Origin of the sequence: Streptomyces ferrugineus (genome assembly GCF_015160855.1) — a bacterium.
Taxonomy (GTDB): Bacteria; Actinomycetota; Actinomycetes; order Streptomycetales; family Streptomycetaceae; genus Streptomyces; species Streptomyces ferrugineus.
Window position 1 is genome coordinate 6,190,940 of record NZ_CP063373.1, and the last position, 19,640, is coordinate 6,210,579.

The 19,640-nt window shown below is 72.3% G+C and carries 18 protein-coding genes and 2 pseudogenes; 10 read left to right on the plus strand and 10 right to left on the minus strand.

The annotated features are described in order from the left end of the window. Window positions 1-10: 10 nt before the first annotated feature. The 8 genes from IM697_RS27935 to IM697_RS27970 form a co-directional block, all read right to left on the minus strand. Window positions 11-703: an SDR family oxidoreductase gene (locus IM697_RS27935; protein ID WP_194038866.1), complete on the minus strand. Its 693-nt coding sequence runs from the start codon at window positions 701-703 to the stop codon at window positions 11-13. Next, on the minus strand, window positions 700-1,575 hold the full coding sequence (locus tag IM697_RS27940; protein WP_194038867.1) for a cupin domain-containing protein: 876 nt from the start codon (window positions 1,573-1,575) through the stop codon (window positions 700-702). The genes IM697_RS27935 and IM697_RS27940 overlap by 4 nt, the downstream gene beginning before the upstream one ends. Beyond that, window positions 1,572-2,924, minus strand: coding sequence for an amidohydrolase family protein (locus tag IM697_RS27945; protein ID WP_194038868.1), 1,353 nt, complete (start codon window positions 2,922-2,924; stop codon window positions 1,572-1,574). Before IM697_RS27945 ends, IM697_RS27940 begins: the two co-directional genes overlap by 4 nt. 22 nt (window positions 2,925-2,946) lie before the next feature. Beyond that, window positions 2,947-3,927, minus strand: a complete 981-nt coding sequence (locus IM697_RS27950; RefSeq protein ID WP_194038869.1) for an alpha-ketoacid dehydrogenase subunit beta — start codon at window positions 3,925-3,927, stop codon at window positions 2,947-2,949. Next, window positions 3,915-4,892, minus strand: a complete 978-nt coding sequence (locus IM697_RS27955) for a thiamine pyrophosphate-dependent dehydrogenase E1 component subunit alpha (protein WP_194038870.1) — start codon at window positions 4,890-4,892, stop codon at window positions 3,915-3,917. The genes IM697_RS27950 and IM697_RS27955 overlap by 13 nt, the downstream gene beginning before the upstream one ends. Then, the gene (locus IM697_RS27960) at window positions 4,892-6,217 is read right to left on the minus strand and encodes a M24 family metallopeptidase (protein WP_194038871.1); all 1,326 of its coding nucleotides are present in this window, start codon (window positions 6,215-6,217) and stop codon (window positions 4,892-4,894) included. Before IM697_RS27960 ends, IM697_RS27955 begins: the two co-directional genes overlap by 1 nt. Window positions 6,218-6,269: 52 nt before the next feature. Next, complete coding sequence (locus tag IM697_RS27965) at window positions 6,270-6,983, minus strand: helix-turn-helix domain-containing protein (protein WP_194038872.1); 714 nt, start codon at window positions 6,981-6,983, stop codon at window positions 6,270-6,272. A 422-nt stretch (window positions 6,984-7,405) separates the two neighbouring features. After that, on the minus strand, window positions 7,406-8,587 hold the full coding sequence (locus IM697_RS27970; protein ID WP_194038873.1) for a sensor histidine kinase: 1,182 nt from the start codon (window positions 8,585-8,587) through the stop codon (window positions 7,406-7,408). 150 nt (window positions 8,588-8,737) lie between these two features. Between IM697_RS27970 and IM697_RS27975 the strand changes: the two genes are divergently transcribed. The 10 genes and pseudogenes from IM697_RS27975 to IM697_RS28020 form a co-directional block, all read left to right on the plus strand. After that, window positions 8,738-9,109: a DUF4333 domain-containing protein gene (locus tag IM697_RS27975; RefSeq protein WP_194038874.1), complete on the plus strand. Its 372-nt coding sequence runs from the start codon at window positions 8,738-8,740 to the stop codon at window positions 9,107-9,109. Between the two features lie 18 nt (window positions 9,110-9,127). Beyond that, the gene (locus IM697_RS27980) at window positions 9,128-9,811 is read left to right on the plus strand and encodes an ABC transporter ATP-binding protein (RefSeq protein ID WP_194038875.1); all 684 of its coding nucleotides are present in this window, start codon (window positions 9,128-9,130) and stop codon (window positions 9,809-9,811) included. Window positions 9,812-9,967: 156 nt separating this feature from the next. Next, window positions 9,968-10,183: a hypothetical protein gene (locus IM697_RS27985; protein WP_194038876.1), complete on the plus strand. Its 216-nt coding sequence runs from the start codon at window positions 9,968-9,970 to the stop codon at window positions 10,181-10,183. Window positions 10,184-10,190: 7 nt separating this feature from the next. After that, entirely contained in the window at window positions 10,191-10,892 is a 702-nt protein-coding gene (locus IM697_RS27990) for a response regulator (protein WP_194038877.1), read from the plus strand. Window positions 10,893-11,002: 110 nt separating this feature from the next. Then, a complete protein-coding gene (locus IM697_RS27995) occupies window positions 11,003-11,815 on the plus strand; it encodes a hypothetical protein (RefSeq protein WP_194038878.1) in 813 nt (270 codons plus the stop codon). Window positions 11,816-11,948: 133 nt separating this feature from the next. Beyond that, window positions 11,949-12,758: an SAM-dependent methyltransferase gene (locus tag IM697_RS28000; RefSeq protein ID WP_194038879.1), complete on the plus strand. Its 810-nt coding sequence runs from the start codon at window positions 11,949-11,951 to the stop codon at window positions 12,756-12,758. Window positions 12,759-12,830: 72 nt separating this feature from the next. Beyond that, window positions 12,831-13,418 (plus strand): annotated as a pseudogene (locus IM697_RS28005) (glutamine synthetase); the annotation flags it as partial. A 243-nt stretch (window positions 13,419-13,661) separates the two neighbouring features. Next, complete coding sequence (locus IM697_RS28010; protein ID WP_194049900.1) at window positions 13,662-14,189, plus strand: NUDIX hydrolase family protein; 528 nt, start codon at window positions 13,662-13,664, stop codon at window positions 14,187-14,189. A gap of 141 nt (window positions 14,190-14,330) precedes the next feature. Next, window positions 14,331-15,758: a rifampin monooxygenase gene (gene rox / locus IM697_RS28015; RefSeq protein ID WP_194038880.1), complete on the plus strand. Its 1,428-nt coding sequence runs from the start codon at window positions 14,331-14,333 to the stop codon at window positions 15,756-15,758. 69 nt (window positions 15,759-15,827) lie between these two features. Then, window positions 15,828-16,052: pseudogene (locus IM697_RS28020) on the plus strand (coagulation factor 5/8 type domain-containing protein); the annotation flags it as partial. 28 nt (window positions 16,053-16,080) lie between these two features. Here IM697_RS28020 and IM697_RS28025 read toward each other — a convergent pair. Then, the gene (locus tag IM697_RS28025) at window positions 16,081-17,109 is read right to left on the minus strand and encodes a tetratricopeptide repeat protein (RefSeq protein WP_194038881.1); all 1,029 of its coding nucleotides are present in this window, start codon (window positions 17,107-17,109) and stop codon (window positions 16,081-16,083) included. A 23-nt stretch (window positions 17,110-17,132) separates the two neighbouring features. Further along, entirely contained in the window at window positions 17,133-19,634 is a 2,502-nt protein-coding gene (locus tag IM697_RS28030) for an Hsp70 family protein (protein WP_194038882.1), read from the minus strand. Window positions 19,635-19,640 lie beyond the last annotated feature (6 nt).

Below are 19,640 nucleotides of genomic sequence, written 5' to 3' on the forward strand. Positions count from 1 at the left end.
CGCACCCCGCTCAGCCCAGCATCCACCCGCCGTCCACGGTGAGTTCGACGGCGTTGACGGACCGGTTGCGCAGCAGGAAGTCCACCGCGTCCACGACATCGGCCATCGTGGCGAGCCGCCCGCTGGGCGTCCTGGCGCGCAGCCCGGCCAGCACCTCCTCGGGCTTGCCCGCCCAGTACGGGCTGTCCCCCACGACCCCGGGATGCACGGCGTTGACCCGCACGGGCGCCAGCTCGACGGCGAGCGTGTTCACCAGACCCCGCACCCCCGCGTTGACCGTCGCCACCGTCGTCGCCCCGGGGTAGGGGCGCTCCTTGGCCTGGCCGCCGAACAGCACGATCGCGCTGTCCTCGTGCAGCCGTGGGCCAAGCGCGTGCACGACCTCGGTGTAGCCGACGAGCTTGAGCGTGACCAGACGCAGGGCGGCGTCGATGTCGTACTCGGCGACCCGGTTCTCGTCCCGTGAGACGCCCGCGATCACCAGATGGTCCACGCGCCCGACGCCGGCCAGCGCGGCGGCGATCCCGCGCGGCCGGGCGAGGTCGAGGGCGAGGCCCTGGCGGGCGCCGATCTCCTTGGCGACCGTGTCGGCGCGATGGGCGTCCCGGCCGGTGAGGACCACCTCGTCACCCCGCTGAGCACGCAAGCGCGCGAACTCGCGGCCGATCCCGGACGTGCCGCCCACCACAAGGACACTGCTCATGAGCCCAGGGCCTCCCTCAGATAGTCCCAGTCCCGTGTGAACCGGTACGAGTGCCGCGGCGGCGGCTGCGGCGCCTGTGTCTCCAGCCAGCGCACGGGCCCCTCCCCCGCGTTGGAGAACCCGTGGACGCACCCCGCGCCGGCCCAGGCGACGTCGCCGGGCCCGAGCCGGTACCGCTCGCCGTCGAAGGTGGCGTCGACCAGGCCTTCGAGGATCAGATACGTCTCCTCGAAGGGGTGGTCGTGGCTGCCCGCGACGCCGTCCGGGGCGTACTGCACCATGAACATGGTCGAGGCGACCGCGCCGAGGTCGCTGTCGACCATCATCTTCACGGTGATCCCGCTGTACACCAGCAGCGCGGTCCGCATGCTCGCCGACACCGCGAGCAGGTCCTGCGACTGCTTGCCGGGGTCCATCTGCGCGGGCTCGAAGTGGCCGAAGGACCGGGTGCGCGGATCGCGGACGTCGATGCGCACGGGCTCCCCGGACGGCAGTTCGGGCACCGCCTGGGTGTCGTGCCCGTAGCGGGCCCGCGGCACCGGGGCGAGCATGTCGGCCCAGCGTCCGCCCGTGTCGCCGGCGCCCCGCCAGGAGTGCGGGACGCCGGTCGGCAGGAGGCCGTAGTCACCCTCTTCGAGGCGGTACGACCCCTCGGGCACATCGAGGATCACGGCCCCGTCGAGCACATGGAAGCTCTCCTCGTACGAGTGCACATGCGCGCCGACCCGGCCGTCGGGCCGTATCTCGCACAGCCCGAAGCCGGTGTGCGTACTGCCGTCGTCCTCGCCGACCAACTCCTGACGCCGGTGACCGAGTTCGTCGTACGGCGGCTCCGGGACGTCGGCTGCGAGGCGCACCAGGTGTCGGGTCATGCCGCGCGCTTCGCCTCCTTCGCGGCCAGCAGCCGGTCGCGGGACTCCTGGACCAGTCGCCGGGCCCGGTCGACGTCGGCGACGAGCCTGCCGTCGCGCTTGTGGATCACGCCGTCGACGATGACCGTCTCGACGTTGGAGACGTCGGCCGAGAGGGTCACCGCGGCGGCCGCGTCGTGCACCGGGGCGACGTTGAGCGCGGTGGCGTCGACGGCGACGACGTCGGCGCGCTTGCCGGGGGTCAGGGAGCCGGTGCGGTTCTCCAGGCCCGCTACGTGTGCGCCGTTGAGCGTCGCCATCTCCAACAACTGACGGGCCGTCAGCATGGTGTCGGGCACGGGCATGTTGGCCTTCCAGCAGTCGGCGTTGACGCGGGCGCGTTCGGCGCCGAAGGCCGCGCGGATCTGGGTGAACATGTCGCCCGGCACGGTGGTGACGACGTCGATGCTCAAAGACGGCCGCAGCCCGTGCTCGACGGCCTTCATCACGGGCGGCCAGCCGTGCCCCATCTGCAGCTCGACCTGCGGCGCGATCGACACCGTGCCGCCGCTGTCGGCGACCATCCGCCACTCCTCCTCGCTGAAGTAGCAGCAGTGGACGTAGGTGGTGTCGGCGCCGAGGAGTCCCAGGTCGTTGAGCTGCTTGACCATCCCGAAGCGGCCCGCCAGCCGGCCCATCGCCACATGCACGGTGATCGGGACGTCCAGTTCGCGGGCGAGGGCCCACTCGGCCGTGACGACGTCGTTGACGCAGAATCCGGGTCCGCGGGTGGCCAGGGCCATGGTCAGCAGGCCGTCGTCGGAGGCGAAGTAGCCGCCGCGGATCCGCCGTACGTCGTCGCCCGGCATCGCGATCTTGCTCTCGAACCAGTAGTCGGCGAGCGAGGTGTTGGCGCTGCCGTAGGCGTACTGGGCGCGGATGCCGCTCTCCTTGAGGCCCTGGATCGCGGCGTCCGGGTGGGCGGGCGTGTTGTTGATGTGCGACCAGTCGACGAGGGTCGTGATGCCGGCGTTCAGGCACTCCAGTGATCCGGCGAGGTTGCCCGCGTACACGTCCTCGGGGGTGTACAGCGGTGCGAAGGTGTCGAGGATGTCGACGAAGTAGTCGTCCAGCGTGGCGTCCGGGGCGACGTTGCGGATCGGCGCCTCCCAGGTGTGCCGGTGGGTGTCGACGAAGCCGGGGATCACGATCCGGCCGGTCATGTCGAGCACGTCCGCGTCGGCGCTGATCTCGGGCCGCACGGCGGCGATCCGCCCGTCCTCGATGAGGACGTCTCCCCGGGGCAGGTCCCCGATGTCGGGATCCATCGACAGTACGTGACCGCCTCGCAGGAGTATCCGATGGGGCATCGCTCTTCCTCCCATGGGGTGTTCAGTAGGCGGCGAGTCCGCGTACGGTCGCCACGACCTTCTCGACGGTGGGGATCACGCGTTCCTCCAGGGCGTCGGCGAACGGCAGTGGGACACAGTCCCCCGCCACCCGTCTGACCGGCGCGTCCAGCAGGTCGAACCCTTCGTCGGCGACGACCGAGACGAGTGTGGCGCCCCAGCCGCCCTGGTACGGGTTCTCCTCGACGGTGACGAGCCGTGAGGTCCGCCCGAGCGAGGTGAGCACGGTGGTGACGTCCAGCGGCACCAGACAGCGCAGGTCGACGACCTCGGCCTCGATGCCCTCGCCGGACAGCAGTTCGGCGGCCTTCAGCGCGACGGGGACCATCGAGGCGAGGGCGACGAGGGTGACGTCGGCGCCCTCGCGGACGACGGCGGCCCGGCCGAGTTCGACGACGTGGTCCGGGGGCGGGGGCGTGCCTTTGGAGGCGAGGAGCCCCTTGTGCTCGAAGAAGACCACCGGGTCGTCGCTGCGGATCGCGGCCGCCATCATGCCGATCACATCGGCGGGCGTCGCGGGTGCGGCGATCTTCAGGCCGGGCACGGTCAGCGCCCAGTTCTCGGTGGCCTGGGAGTGCTGGGCGCCGAAGCCGAGCCCGCCGCCGTTGGCGGTGCGCACCACGAGCGGGACGGTGACCTGACCGCCCGTCATGTACCGCACCTTGGGGATCTCGTTGGCGAGGTAGTCCCAGCAGCAGGCCAGGAAGTCAGAGAACATGATCTCGGCGACGGGCCGCATCCCGGTCATCGCGGCGCCCATGGCGGCCCCCACGATGGCCTGCTCGGAGATCGGCGTGTCCCAGACCCGCTGCGGCCCGAACTCCTTGAACAGCCCGACGGTCGTCTTGAACACCCCGCCCGCCTCGCCGATGTCCTCGCCCAGGCAGACGACGGACGGATCGCGCCGCATCTCGCGGGCGATGCCCTCGGCGACCGCCTCCCGGTAGCTGATCACGTCCGCCACGCCGCACCTCCGTCGGCCCACACGTCGGTCAGCGCCTCGTCCGGATCGGCCGGCGGTGCGGCCTTGGCGGCCTCGACGGCCTTGCGCACCACGGCCGTCGCACGCTCGTCCGCCTCACCGAGCACGGCCTCGGCCACGCCCATCTCGGCCAGTTGCCCCCGCGCCAGGTCCAACGGGTCGTGTTTCAGCCAGCGTTCGACCTCCTCGGCCGGTCGGTAGGTCGCCGGGTCGGCGCGGCTGTGCCCGAAGTGCCGATAGGTCTGCGCCTCCAGCAGCGCCGGCCCGTCTCCTGCCCGGGCCCGCGCCGCGAGCCGGGCCACCGTCTCCTGGACGGCGACGACGTCGTTGCCGTCCACCACCTCGCCGGGGATGCCGTAGGCGGGCGCCCGGTCGGCGGCGGGCCGGGCCACGGCGGTGACGTCGGCGATCGGCGTGTACTCCATGTACAGGTTGTTCTCGCAGACGAACAGCACCGGCAGCTTCCATACGGCGGCGAGGTTCAGCGCCTCGTGGAAGGCGCCGATGTTGGTGGCGCCGTCGCCGAAGAAGGCGACCGCGATCTGATCGGTGCCCCGCAGCCGGGCCGACCAGGCGGCGCCGGCGGCCATCGGGAGGTGGGCGCCGACGATGGCGTAGGAGCCGAGCATGCCGGTGGAGGCTTTGGTCAGGTGCATGGAACCGCCCTTGGCCTTGCACAACCCGGTGGCCCGGCTCATGAGTTCGGCCAGGCACTCCTCGGGGGTGGCGCCCCGCGCCATCGCGTGATGGTGGCCGCGGTAGGTGGCGAAGACGTAGTCGTCGGGGCGCAGGGCGGCGCTCGCACCGACGGCGATGGCCTCGTGTCCGGCGGCGAGGTGGGTGGTGCCCTTGACCAGGCCCTGGAGGAACAGGTCGTGGGCGGCCTTCTCCGTACGGCGGATGACGGTCATCTGCTCGTATGCTGCGAGGAGCGCGGCCGGATCCATTACCGCGTCCCGGTGTTCAGGTGGGACTGCGCCTCGCGGCGGGTGTTGAGCTCGCCGCCCACGGTCCAGTACTTGCGGCCGGCGACCAGCAGTTCCTCGGCGGGGAACTTGGTGATGACCTCGCAGCCGTCGGCGGTGACGACGACCTCCTCCTCGATGCGGGCGGCGGACCAGCCGTCGGCGGCCGGCCAGTAGGTCTCCAGGGCGAACACCATGCCCTCTTCGAGGACCTCGGGATGGTCGAGGGAGACCAGCCGGCTGAAGATCGGCTTCTCCCAGATGGACAGGCCCACGCCGTGGCCGTACTGCAGCGCGAAGGCGGCGGTCTCGTCGGCGAAGCCGAACTCCTCGGCGCGCGGCCACACTTGGACGACGTCGGCGGTCGTGGCGCCCGGACGGACGAGGGCGATGGCCCGGTCCATGTACTCGCGGCAGCGGACGTAGGCGTCGCGCTGGGCGCTGGAGGCGCTGCCGACGGCGAAGGTGCGGTAGTAGCAGGTGCGGTAGCCGAGGTGGCTGTGCAGGATGTCGAAGAAGGCCGGGTCGCCGGGGCGGATCAGGCGGTCGCTGTAGACGTGCGGGTGGGGTGAGCAGCGCTCGCCGGAGATGGCGTTGACGCCCTCGACGTACTCGCTGCCGAGGTCGTACAGGACCTTGCTGACGACTCCGACGCACTCGTTCTCCCGTACGCCGGGCCGCAGATAGCCGTACAGCTCCTCGTACGCGGCGTCCACCATCGCGCAGGCCTGGGTGAGCAGGGAGATCTCGTCCGGGGTCTTGATGCGGCGCGCCTCCAGGAAGACCTGCTGGCCGTCGACGACGTCGATGCCCTCGGCGCGCAGGGCGGTGAGGATCGGCATCTCGGCGACGTCGATGCCGAGCGGCTCGCCGGCCAGGCCGTGCTCGCGCAGTTCCGTGGCGATCTTCGCGGCGACGTCCTGGGCGATGCCGGCGTCCGGGTGGAAGGCACCGCGGAGTGTGGAGATTCCGGCGCGGGCGCCGGTGGGCGGGCCCTCCTTGCCGTCGCTGTAGTCGAGCCACGGGTTGTACAGCTGGTGGTGACGGGCGGCGGAGCCGAAGTCCCAGACGATGGGTTCGCCGCCGCGCACCAGCAGGGCGAAGCGGATCAGCTTGTCCATCGCCCAGGTGCCGATGTGTGTGGCGGTCATGTAGCGGATGTTGGCGAAGTCGAAGCTGAGCACGGCGCCCAGCTCGGAGCGGTTCAGCGTCTCGTGGAGGCGGGCCAGCCGCTGCCTGCGCAGCCGGTCCAGGTCCACTCGCTCTTCCCAGTCGACGGCATTGGGTCCGAATGTGCGGATCGCCATGGCGACCACCCCCACTGCGGAGTCAACGACTGTCCAGGGCGAGTGTCAAGTGTCACTGAACATCTTCGCTGAACATCTCGGTGAACACGAACCAGGTACCGATGGCCGGTACGTCTCCATCGTTGCGGTAGCGGTGCGGGGTCGTCGACTCGAAGCAGACCGCGTCGCCCGGGCGCAACGTGTACTCGTCGAATCCGAGAGTGAGGATCAGCTCGCCCGAGGTCAGGCAGCCGTACTCGGTGCCGGTGTGGCGCATGAGGCCGCCGGAGCTGGAGGAGGAGCCGCCGGGCCGGTAGGTCACCTGCAGAAAGTCGACGGGGGTGCCCGGAACATGGCCGAGACGCTCCCACACCACACCCGAGTCCAGCTCCAGCACCTCGCGCTCGTCCGGTGTGACCAGCGGGCCGATGCGGCGGCCGGGGTCGGCGGCGAAGGCGGCCAGGGCGTGCAGGACGGTGCCGGGGGCGCTGCCGGGCACTGCGCCGGGTGCCGCCACCGGGGACGCGGCCGTGGCCTCGGCCGTGGCCTCGGCCGTGGCCTCGGCCGTGGCCTCGGCCGAGTCGAAGAGTGCCTCGATGGAGATGCCGAGGGCGGTCGTGATCGCGTACAGGGTGCTGACCGAGGGCTGGCTCTTGCCGTTCTCGATCTGGGAGATGAGGCTCGCCGACACGCCGATCTCGCGGGCGAGCCCGCGCAGGCTCGTCCCACGCCGCAGGCGTGCCTGCCGGATGCGCTCACCGACGGGTGGGACGGCGGCGGGAGACATGGGGCGACTCCTCTGCGGCGGTGGGAAACGGGCAGCGTTCGCTCCCATTGAACAGTGCGAAGCGCCCGAACGGTATGGGTACCGGAAACGGGGGTCGGTGTCGCCACCGGAGACGGGGGTCGGTGTCGCCACCGGAGACGGGCGTCGGCGTCGCCACCGGAGACGGGCGTCGGCGTCGCCACCGGAATCGCGCGGGCCACGCCACCAGAGACGGACGGGTCGGCCTCGCCACCCGAGACGGACGAGCATCCGGCACCCGAAACGAACAGGCCAGCCTCGCCACCCGAGACGGACGGGCATCCGGCACCCGAAACGAACAGGTCGGCCTCGCCACCCGAGACGGACGGGCATCCCCACCCGAGACGAACAGGTCGGCCTCGCCACCGGAATCGGGCGGGCCTCGCCACCCGAGACGGGCGGCGTCAGGCCTTCCCCGCCGGGAACACCGCCCGCACCTCCCAGCCCACCGCGCCCCGCGGCCCGGCTCGCAGTTCGCCGCCCAGTGCCGTGACCCGTTCCTTCAGGCCGACGAGTCCGAAGCCGCCCCCGTGCGCGGCGGCCGGCAGCTGGGTGCCGCCGCGGCCGTCGTCCGCGACCGACACCGCCAGGCGCCCGGCGTCGCCCCACAGGCGGACCTCGATGTGCGTGGCGTCGGCGGCGTGGCGGCGGATGTTGGTCAGCGCCTCCTGGACGACCCGGAAGGCCGCGGCCTGCACCTCGTGGGGGATGTCGTCGGACACGGCGGGGTCGCGGCGCAGGGTGACCTGCTGGACCGGGCTCGCGAAGCCGTCCGTGAGCTCGGCGATGCCCGCCAGGTCGCCGACCGGGCGGTGATCGGCCGCCTCGGAACCGGTGTCGCGCAGCACCCCGACCGTGCGGCGCATCGAGGCGAGGGCCTCGGTGGCGGCGTGTTCGATGCCGCCCAGGACCGGGTCGAGTTCCTGTGGCTGGGTCTGCGCCATCATCCGTGCCATCTGTGTCTGCACGAGGATGCCGGTGACATGGTGGGCGACGAAGTCGTGCAGGTCGGCGGCGATGGCGACGCGTTCGCCGCGCCGGGTCTCGCTCACCGCGAGCGCCCGCCGGTAGTCCATCGTGCGCAGATACACGGCAAGCCCGGCGAACAGGCCGATCAGGACCAGGCCGACCACCATGAAGCCCAGCACGGTGGAGTCCAACGACCCCAGATACCGAACCGGCAGCAGCAACAGCGCGGCCACATCCAGGGCGCCGCACCCCCAGGCCCAGCGCGGCGGACAGTGCCGTGCCGCGACGAACAGCAGGCACAGCAGGATCGCGACCTCGCCGGGGCCGAACGGGTTCCCCACGGCGACCAGCAGCGAGCCCGCCGTGTAGAGGATCGAGGCGACGGCGGGCGCGACGGTGCGCACCTGCGGGGCGAGCCACTCGGGCCGCCGCCCGGCCGGCCACAGCAGGGCGGCCAGGCCCACCAGCAGCACGGCCAGCGTCGGCCAGACGGGCCCCGCCATCGGCAGCACGCTCGTCCCGTCGGCGCCCGCGTAGAGGACGTCGACGACACAGGCGGCGAGCAGCAGGCCGACGGCGAAGCCCCCTGCACAGCCACGGGAGGAGAAGGACTTCATGCCGATCACGGTAGGCGAGGCGGTGCACGGCCGGATCAGCCGATCGGCCGATGGGCCGGGTGAGAAGGCCGACCTTATGGCCGAGGCGCGCGCCCCGGCCCGCGGGCGAGTGTGGTGTCGCATCCTCACCACTGACACCAGGAGCACGCGATGCACCGCAGCAAGTTCGCCGTCGGCGTCATCGGCGGGGCGACCGCCGTGGTCGCGCTCGGAGGCCTCGGCACCTATCTGCTCTCCGGCACCGAGTCGACCAGCCGCCTGGACGAATACAGCACGGCGTCGGTGGACGGTCACAAGGCGCTCGCGTCGAACATCGTCGCGGGCCGCACCGAGAGCAAGTACCACCCGCTGCCCTGGGTCGGCGACAAGGTCACCGGCGTCACCTGCCCGGGCGGCCTGAAGGCCGTGGCCGGAGCCAGCATCACCTGCGCAGGCAAGAAGAGCGACGGCGGGGTCGTCCGCATCCCCGTCCGGGTGACCAAGGCCGATGCCAAGAGCGTCACCTGGAAGTTCGAGCGCTGAGAAAGGCCACGCCACACCATGAGCACCGTCCTGGCCGGGTACGGCCTGATCAAGAAGTACGGCTCCACCACCGCTCTCGCGGGCGTGGACGTGGAGGTCGGCGAGCGCGACTCGCTGGCGATCATGGGCCCGTCGGGGTCCGGCAAGTCGACCCTGCTGCACACCCTCGCCGGGATCATCCGGCCCGACGACGGCCAGGTGCTGTTGCGCGGCGAGCAGATTGACCGGCTCGGTGAGAACCGGCTCAGCGCGCTGCGCCGCAAGCGGTTCGGGTTCGTCTTCCAGTTCGGTCAGCTGCTGCCGGAGCTGCCCGCCGAGGAGAACGCCGCCCTGCCGCTGATGCTGGAGGGCACACCGCGCAAGCGGGCCGTCGAACGCGCCCGCCGCTGGTTCGCACCCCTCGGCCTGGACGGTCTGGAGGGCCGCCGCCCCGGCCAGCTCTCCGGCGGCCAGGCCCAGCGCGTGGCCATCGCCCGCGCACTCGCCGTGGAACCGGACGTGGTCTTCGCCGACGAGCCGACCGGCGCCCTGGACCAGAAGACCAGCACGGAGGTCGTCCAACTGCTGACGTTCGCGACCCGGGACACCGGAGCCGCCCTGGTGATGGTCACCCACGACGCCGACGTCGCCGCCCACTGCGACCGCGTCCTCCAGGTCCGGGACGGCCGGATCAGCAACCACAGCCAGTTCACGGTCGCCTGACCCCGCCTTCCCCGGAGCCCGCCATGTGTTCCCCCGTCCTTCCCCTGACCTGGCACCTGAACCAGGTCCGCCGGCCGCCGCGGCCTCCAAAGCCACCTGCCGACCGCCGGTGCCGGGGCCGGGGCCGGGGCCGGGGCCGGGGCCGTCGGAGCCTTCGTGATGCTGGTGGTCATCGCGACCACCCTCGGCGCCGGGACCCGTTACGTCCGCCAGGAGCCGGTCACCGTCGCCTCCCCGGCCCAACTGCCCGGCCACGAGGCCACCGCGGCGCCGCCCGGCCTCGGCGGCTTCCCGAAGCCCGACGAGGTGTACGTGTCCCCCCCGCCGGCCGAGCTGCTGCACCAGCTCCCGACCCGCACCCCTGAGGCATGATCGAGCCATGACCACCCCACCCCCGTCCGGGGCGCCCATCCGCGTCCTCATCGCCGACGACCAGGAGATGGTCCGCACCGGCTTCCGCTTCTTCCTCAACGCCCAGCCCGACATGACCGTGGTCGCCGAGGCCGCCGACGGCGAGGAGGCGGTGGCGCTGGCGCGGCGGGAGCGGCCCGATGTGTGCCTGCTGGACATCCGGATGCCGAAACTGGACGGGCTGGAGGCGACCCGGCTGCTCGCGGGGCCCGATGTGGCCGATCCCATGCGGGTGGTCGTGGTGACGACCTTCGACCTCGACGAGTACGTGTACGGGGCGCTGCGCGGCGGTGCGTGCGGGTTCCTGCTGAAGGACTCCGGGCCCACGCTGCTCGCCGAGGCGGTGCGCGCCGCCGCGGCCGGCGACTCGCTGGTCTCGCCGTCGATCACGGTCCGGCTGCTCAAACACGTCACCGCCCCGCAGACCGCCACCGCCGCCCCGGTCAGGCCCGCGGCCACGCCCATGGAGCCCCTCACCGACCGTGAACTGGACGTGGTCCGGCTGGTCGCCCTCGGCCGCACGAACGCCGAGATCGCCGCCGAGTTGTACGTCTCGCTGTCCACGGTCAAGACGCACCTGTCCAGCGTGCAGTTGAAGCTGTCCGCCCGGAACCGCGTCGAGATCGCCGCCTGGGCCTGGCAGAACGGATACGGGCAGCCCGGCGGGTGACGGTCCTGCCCCGCGGACGGCGCTCACTCGAACGGTCCGGTGCGGCTGGTGGGCCGTCAGGTCCGGTGGTGCGCTGGGGACACGTGTCACGTCCACAGGAGGCAGCCCAGATGACCCGTCGCCCGTCGCCCCGACCCGTCCGTGTTCTCTGCTCGGCCCTGGCCGCCGGTGCGTTGCTGACCACCGCGGCCTGCTCGGACGGCGATGGCGAGGACGTCGCGCGGGCCGCGGCGGTGGCCCGGCAGACGCCGACCCCCTCGCCCACCACCACCCTGACCGAGGCCGGCGCGAAGACCGCGCTGATCACCGAGGCGGACATCGAGGACGACTGGGCGCAGGTGACGGACTCGGAGGTCGCCACCTGGCACGACACCATGGTCATCGGCACCGTCGACGCCGACGACTTCCTCACCGGCAGGACGGACGCCGCGGACTGCCAGCGGCTGCTCGACGGCCTCTACACCGACCAGTTGCTGGGCAAGCCGTCCGGGGCGTCCGCGCTGCGCGGCTTCCAGCAGGACGACTCCCGGCTGCTGTACCAGGTGGCCGCCTATGAGCGCAGCGACCCGCAGGAGTCCCTGGCCTGGTTGAAGACCCTGCCGCAGGAGTGCGACCAGTTCACGGTGACCGACAACGGTGAGAAGCGCACGGTCCAGGTCATCGAGACGTCCCTGCCCAAGGTGGGCGACGACCGCGTCGGCCTGCGCGTCACGGTCAAGGGCACGGCGGACGGCGATCCGGTCACCCTCACCGAGGACGTGGCCGCCGTGCGCGTCGGCAACGACGCGATCACCGTCACGGCGGGCGGGTTCGACGGGGACGAGGACGACTCCGTCGAGCAGGCGGTGAAGCTCGGCACCCAGCGGCTGAAGGACGTGCTGGCCGGGAAGTCGCCCGCCGCGAGCCCCAGCGAGATCGAGTAGCCCGGCCCGCCTCTCCCCCCGGCCTGCCCATGGCCGTGCCGGCTCTGCCGATTCCCGGGACAGCGTGATCAACGGACCGGCACAATGGCGGCGATGACCGGTTTCGGTCGTGCGTGCGAGGAGAGGACGAGTCGTGAGTGATGGCCACACCCCGTCGGGCGGGTCGGCGAAGCTGAACACCGGTGTGGCGCACAACGCGCGTGTGTGGAACTACTGGATCGGCGGCAAGGACAACTACGAGGTCGACCAGCAGGTCGGCGAGCACGTCGCCGGGATGTTCCCGATCATCCGGGACATCGCCCGCGCGGACCGCGAGTTCCTGGGCCGCGCCGTGCGCTTCGTCGCCGAGGAGCGGGGCGTACGGCAGTTCCTGGACATCGGCACCGGGCTGCCGACGGCGGACAACACCCATGAGATCGCCCAGCGCGTCGCGCCCGACTCGCGGATCGTGTACGTCGACAACGACCCGATCGTGCTGGTGCACGCCCGCACGCTGCTCACCGGCACCCACGAGGGCGTCACCGCCTACATCGACGCCGATGTGCACGACCCGGACGCCATCGTCGAACGCGCCGCGCGGACCCTGGACTTCGGCAAGCCGGTCGCGGTGATGATGCTGGGCATCCTCAACTTCGTCCTCGACTACGACAAGGCCCGCGACATCGTGCGGCGTGTCCTGGCCGCCGTCCCCTCCGGCAGCCTGCTGGTCCTGACGCACCCGACGTTCGACGCCGAACTGGGCGGCGAGGGCCAGATCCCGGCGATGAAGTTCTGGAACGAGAACGCCACCCCGCCGATCACCGCCCGCAGCGGCGCGGACATCGCCGCCTTCTTCGACGGTCTGGAGCTGCTGGAGCCGGGGATGGTGTCCTGCTCGCAGTGGCGCGCCCCCGATTCTCCCGCGCCGGTGCCGCAGTACGGCGCGGTGGCCGTGAAACCCTGACGCACAGCGCGGACTACCGCACCAGCCGGAGCGAAACGGCACCCGACCGGCCGAGCTCGTCGAGGAGACCGTATGACCACCCTTGCCGACCCCGTCCCGGGCGGGCGTCCCGGTGACGTCGAGCGGGCCGGCGCGCCGAGCGGCGAGCTGTCCGGGCGGGGCGTGCACGGGATCGTGCCGGCCTACGTGGAGACGGCGCGCATCGGCCGGGTGAATACGATCCCGACGGCCAAGCTGGCCTCGGCGGCGGCCTGGGGCGTCGGGATGTCGCCGGTGTTCGACACGCTCCTCGCGAACGACTCGATCGTCACCACCGACGTCCTCGGCTCACCGGACGGCGATCTGCGCCTGTATCCCGACCTGGACCACCTGGTGGAACTCACCGGGCAGCCGGGCTGGGCGTGGGCGCCGGTCGACCGGATCACCCAGGAGGGCGAGCGGCATCCCGGCTGCGGCCATACCTTCGTGCGGCGGACGGCCCAGGAGGCCGCCGAGCGGCACGGCGTCACCTTCGAGGCGGCCGTCGAGATCGAGGGGGCCGTCACCCGACCGCCGGGCGCCGACGGCGAGTTCGTGCCGGCGGCGACGGGTCCGGCGTACGGCGCCGCCCGCCAGGTCGAGCTGAACGACCGCGCCGCCGAGCTGCCGGCGGCGCTGGCCGAGTCGTACCGGCTCGGCGCACTGGCGTTCCGTCACGGCCTGGGCGAGCTGCTCCAGGAGCGGGTGGACGCCGACGAGCTGGGCCTGCCGGACGCGCTGCGGATCGCGGCGTGGCCGGCCGGCGACAATGCCCGCCGCCTCCACGGACCGCCCGCCCCCGATTCCGTCCCCGCCCCCGACACCCGTCCGCACCGCGACTGAGCGTTCGCAATTCCCGGAAAGTATGATCAAGCAATGTCTGACATGACCGAAACCACGCCCGGCTGGCTGACCAGCGACGAACTGGAGCAGGCGCGCGCCCGCATGCCGATCCTGTACGTCGAGGCCGTGCCCGTGCGCGTCGACGACAGCGGCGAGGTCACCAGCATCGGCCTCCTGCTGCGCATCGGACCGGACGGTACGGTCAGCCGGACCCTGGTCTCCGGCCGCGTGCTGCACCACGAGCGGGTCCGCGACGCCCTCCTGCGCCACCTGGAGAAGGACCTCGGCCCGGTGGCGCTGCCCCGGGTGCCGACCTCGCTGCAGCCGTTCACGGTCGCGGAGTACTTCCCGACGCAGGGCATCACGCCGTACCACGACCCGCGTCAGCACGCGGTCTCCCTGGCCTACGTCGTCCCGGTCACCGGTGACTGCCGCCCTCGCCAGGACGCCCTCGACCTGGTCTGGTTCAGCCCGCAGGAGGCCCTGTCACCGGCGGTGCAGAGCGAGATGCCCGGCGGCCACGGGGTGCTGCTGAAGCAGGCGCTGGCGCATGTGGGCTGTGTGATCTGACCGCGTGAAACAGCGAAGGCAAGGAGCGCACCGACTCCTTGCCACTCTCAACGTATAGCGCAGCGGGGGGCTTGCGGCAAGGCCCCCCTGGTGCCGCACAATCACCGATCGTAGCCAGGACCTGCGGAAACGGGGATTGTGATGATCGACGTCATCATTGCCGGCGGTGGACCGACCGGCCTGATGCTGGCCTGCGAACTGCGGCTGCACGGCGTGCACGTGGTCGTGCTGGAGAAGCTGACCGAGCCGACCCCGCAGTCCCGGGGGCAGGGACTGCACGCGCGCAGCGTGGAGATGATGGACCAGCGCGGCATCCTGGACCGGTTCCTCGCGGTCAGTGAGACCTTCCGGGTCGGCGGGCTCTTCGGCGGCATCGTCAAGCCGTGGCCGGAGCGCCTGGACACGGCTCACCCGTACGGCGTCGCCACACCGCAGCCGGTCACCGAGCGGCTGCTGAACGAGCGTGCCCTCGAACTCGGCACCGACATCCGGCGCGGCTGCGAGGTGGTGGGGCTGAGCCAGGACGAGGACGGGGTGACCGTCGAGCTGGCGGACGGCACGCGGCTGCGTTCGCGCTACCTCGCGGGCTGCGACGGCGGCCGCAGCCTGGTGCGCAAGGCGCTCGGCGTCGGCTTCCCCGGCGAGGCGGCCACGGTCGAGACGCTGCTGGGCGAGCTGGAGCTGACCGAGGATCCGGAGAGGATCGCGGCCGTCGTCGCCGAAGTCCGCAAGACCCAGCTCAGGTTCGGCGCCGCCGCCGACGGCGACGGGGTGTACCGCGTCGTCGTTCCGGCCGACGGCGTGTCCGAGGACCGGGCGAGCGAGCCGACCCTCGAGGAGTTCCAGCAGCAGCTCCGGGCCGTCGCGGGAACCGACTTCGGCGCGCACTCGCCGCGCTGGCTCTCCCGGTTCGGCGACGCCACCCGGCAGGCCGAGCGCTACCGGGTGGGCCGGGTGCTGCTGGCCGGAGACGCCGCGCACATCCACCCGCCGACCGGCGGGCAGGGGCTCAACCTCGGCATCCAGGACGCGTTCAACCTCGGCTGGAAACTGGCCGCGGCGGTCGAGGGCTGGGCGCCGGAGGGGCTGCTGGACACCTACCACGCCGAACGGCACCCGGTGGGCGCCGCCGTACTGGCCAACACCCGTGCGCAGATCACGCTGCTGGGCACCGATCCGGGCGCGAGCGCGCTGCGGGAGCTGTTCTCGAAGCTGATGGACTTCGAGGAGGTGAACCGGTACGTGACCGAGATGATCACCGCGGTCGGGGTCCGCTACGACTTCGGCGAGGGCCACGAACTGCTCGGCCGGCGGATGCGGGACGTGCCCCTGAAGCGCGGCCGCCTCTACGAGTTGCTGCGCGACGGGCGCGGGCTGCTGCTCGACCGGACGGGCCGGCTGTCGGTGGCGGGCTGGGCGGACCGGGTCGACCATGTCGTCGACGTCGGCGACGAGTTGGACGTGCCCGCGGCGCTGCTGCGGCCGGACGGCCATGTGGCGTGGGTCGGTGCGGAGCAGCGGGAGCTGCTGACACCGCTGCGCACGTGGTTCGGCACCGCCGCCGACTGACCGCGGCGCGGCGGGGCCACCGGGACCGGGTCGCCGGGGACTTTCCCGGCCCGGTCCGCCGGTGACGGAGTCGGCGACCAGGCGTACGGCCTCGGCAGCCACTGCTTCTTCAACGTCGACCCGAGTGTGACCGCCGAGCGGGCCATCGAGGCGCCGAACAACGCGGGCGTCCGCTTCAGCAGCATGGTGACGGTCTCCCCCGGCGGCACGGGCACCATCCGGCACGTCATCAACGACACGGGCGGTCCGTCCAACTCCTCGACCAGCGTGGCCAACCTGACGAACCACCCGTAGCGCTTTCCCGTGGTGAGTGAGGCGCGGTTCATCCGGTCGGCTGGCGCGGTGTGATCACCACCGTCACCGTCCGGTTTCTCGCGACGCTCGCGTACGGTGCGTCGCGCTGGTCCGCGCTGGCCGTGGTGAACGCGGTGAGGGGCTTGCCGCTGGCGGCGCTCAACTCGCGGGCGGCGATGAGGGCACGCCAGAGGGACAGGACGGAGCCGCCGCTGGTCGGGGCACCGGGCACGGTCGCGGTCTGGCCGTAGATCTCGACGTCCGCCGTCCGTCCCGCCAGGCGCTCTCCCAGGACGGCGAGCCGCTCGGCGCCGGTCGGGGTCAGTTCGGCGCCCTCGGAGAAGAGCCCGTCGGTGAAGGCGACCTCCACGGAGCCTTCCTGGACGACCGGGTCGACGCCCGGCGCCCGCAGCACGTCGGCCAGGGCTGTGGCCGCCTGTGTCCGCCGGGCCGTCGCGCGGTCCCGCTCGCGTGCCTGCTCCGCCCGGCGTTCGGCGTCGAGGCGCTCGGCGAGCTGCTCCGCGCGGTCGGCCGGCGACAGGCCGGGCGGGGCCGGGCGTTCGCCGGCGCCGTCGGTGAGGGCGACCGTGCCGGCCGTGATCGCGGCCACGGCACAGATCGCGGCGACCAGGGCCGTGCGGGTGCGGTGCCGGGCGAGTGCCGCGCGTGGGCCGCGTCGGCCCAGCAGGTCGATCCTGGCCAGCCCGGCCGAGGCGGCCGGATCCTGCGGCTGCCGCTCCTGGACCCGGCGCCAGTACTCCGCCGCCCGGGCCGGCTCGCCGCGCTGGGCGTGCACACGGGCGAGCAGGTCCAGTACGTCCGGATGGGCCGCGGCGACGGGATCCCCGGCCTCGTGCAGCAGCCGCAGGGCACCGTCCAGGTCGCCGGAGCGGGCCGCCGTCCGGGCGCGTGAGACGAGCAGGGAGATGCGCAGCGAGTCGGCGGCCGGCGCCGTGACGCCCTGCCCCGTGCCGTCCGCGGCTGCGCCGCCGTTGTCGCCGTCGGCGGGCAGGAACGCGCCGGACGGGACGCCCGCCGGGACTCGGGATGTGGTCACCGTCAACTCCTCCTGTCGGCCGACTAGTTGATGCCGCCGGACAGCCGCTCGGCCTCATCCGCGACCCCGGGCGGCAGCAGTCGGCGCAGTCGCTCGTTGACCCCGGCGAGAGCACGGCGGTCCCCCGCGGCGACGGCACGGCGGCCCTCCAGGATGGCGGCGTCGGCCTGTGCGCGGGAGAACATGTCGTCACGCATCTCGACCAGCGCGTGGAAGACGACGTACTCCCACTGGTCGGTGCGGCGCAGCAGCTCGACGTGGAACTGCCCGGCCCGCTTGATGAGCCGGCGCAGATCCGCCGGAGAGGCGTCGTCGCCGAGCGAGCTGGCCCGGTCGCGCATGCTCTGCAGCTCGCGCCGGTCCGACGGGCTGCCGCCGACCTGTTCGATGACGTCCTCGCAGGCGCTGAGCAGATCCCACAGCTCGCGTTGCAGGCCGGGGATCTCGATGGCCTCCTCGATGTCGTCGAGCTGCGCCTCCACATCGCGGATGCGGCGGTCGCTGGTGACGGCGGCGCCGGTGTCGACGGCCGCCGCGTCCACCTCCTTGCGCAGCTGCGGGATGGCCTGCTGATCCGTGAGGTCCTCCAGCCGGGTCCGGGCCGGCTCGGAGTGGACGTCCTCGGCCTGGTCCTGGAGGAGGCGCGCCCGCTGTTCCAGATCGTGCAGGCGGTCCACGAGCTCGGCGTGCTCGGGGGCCAGCAGCTCGGAGCGGTTGATCGTCGCCTCGAACTGCTGCTGAAGCAGGGGAATGTCGGCGGTGACGAGGACCTCGCGGTTGCTCGCCTGGATCTCGAAGGTCACCTCGACCTCGCTCTGGGAGGGCAGGTCGATGCGGATGTCGCGGGGGCGGATCTCGATCAGTCCGACCCGGGTGTTGCGGTCGGCGCGCCTGCGCTCGCCCTCCAGCAGCGGAATGCGGATGACGGCGTCCGGCTCGGTGCGGCGCAGCGGGATCGTCGTCCGGTACGGCTTGGTCACCTGGGCCGGCAGGGTGGCGCCCTTGCGCAGCAGCGGGTCGAAGGTGCCGTCGGCCTTGCCGATGCCGAGGGTGCCGGTGAGCACGGCGTCGCCGGGGAGGACGGTGGCGTGGGTGATGGAGAAGGTGTCGCCCGCGAGGGTGCGCCGGGTGCCGGAGTTGTCGCTGAGCTCGACGGTGAAGCGGGAGCGGGTGTCGGCGTCGATGGCGACCTCGGTGTAGAAGGTGCCGTCCGCGCCGAGTTCGGTGCGCGGGCCGCGGAAGGGCGGGCGCCCATCGGGGTTGCTGAGCGTGACGGTGTACCGGGTCCAGTCCACCGCGCTGCCGCTGCTGACCTTGCCGGAGACCGGGATACCGGTGGTGTCGACGGACTGCGCCGGATAGTGCAGCTCGATGGCGAACTCGCCCGGCGCCGCCTTCCGCGGCTGCTTCGGCAGCCGGACCGTGCTCGCGAACACGGCGGCTCCGCGCGCGACCACGGTGGTGGGGTCCTGGCTGTGGTCGAGGGGGATGCCGGGTCCCTCGACCGGGTCGGCGAGCAGTTCGCGCAGCCCGGGGCTGAGGGTGGCGCCGCCGACCAGGAGCAGCCGGTCGATGTGGTCGGGGCGCAGCGAACTGTCGGCCAGCGCCTTGCGGCAGAGCCGGATGGCGCGCGTGTAGTGCGGCAGGGCGAGGTCGTCGAGGGCGCCCCGGGTCAGCGTGTACTCGAAGAGTTCGGTGCCGCCGCTGCCGTCGTCGAGGTCGACGGAGATCTCGACCGAAGCGGCGCGGGACAGCGCGATCTTCGCGTTCTCCGCCTCCAGCTTGAGCTTGGCGAAGTTCTTGAGCCAGCGGTCGCGGTTGTCACGGCTGAAGTCCGCCAGGCCGAGGTCCCGGCGGACCGCGGGAGCCAGCAGGTCGTCGACGAGGGCCCAGTCGATGAGCTTGCCGCCGAGGTAGGGGTCGCCGGCGTGCTGGATGAGCTGGAGCTCGCCGTCGCGCTTGCTCATCACGGCCGCGTCGAAGGTGCCGCCGCCCAGGTCGAACACCATCCAGTGGGCGGACTCGGAGGCGTCCTGCACCCCGTAGGCGATGGCGGCGGCGGTCGGCTCCTGCACCAGCGGGCAGTGCTCGCCGAGCCCGGCGAGGGCCGCGGCCGAGCCGGTGGCGCTGTTCTGGTTCAGGGCGAAGGAGGCCGGGACGGTGATCACGGCCGCCTCGGGCTGGTACCCGTACTCGTGCGCGGCGTCCTGCCGCAGGGACTTGAGCACCTCGGCGGACAGCTCTTCGGGGCTGAGCGACAGGCCCGTGCGCTCGAAGAGCCGCTCCGCGCCCGCCGCGCCCATCTCCAGCTTGAACTCCGCATACGCGTTCTTCGGGTCGCTCTCCGTGCGTTCCCTGGCCCGCCTGCCCACATGGATCACCCCCTCCTTGGGGATCCACACGGCGGAGGGCGTGCAGTCCCACCCGTCGTTGTTCTTGATGATCCGTACGCCGTCGTCCTCGGCCACCGCGATGGCGCTGTTGGTGGTGCCGAGGTCGATGCCGAAGTCGATGGTCTCGCGCATGGTCGC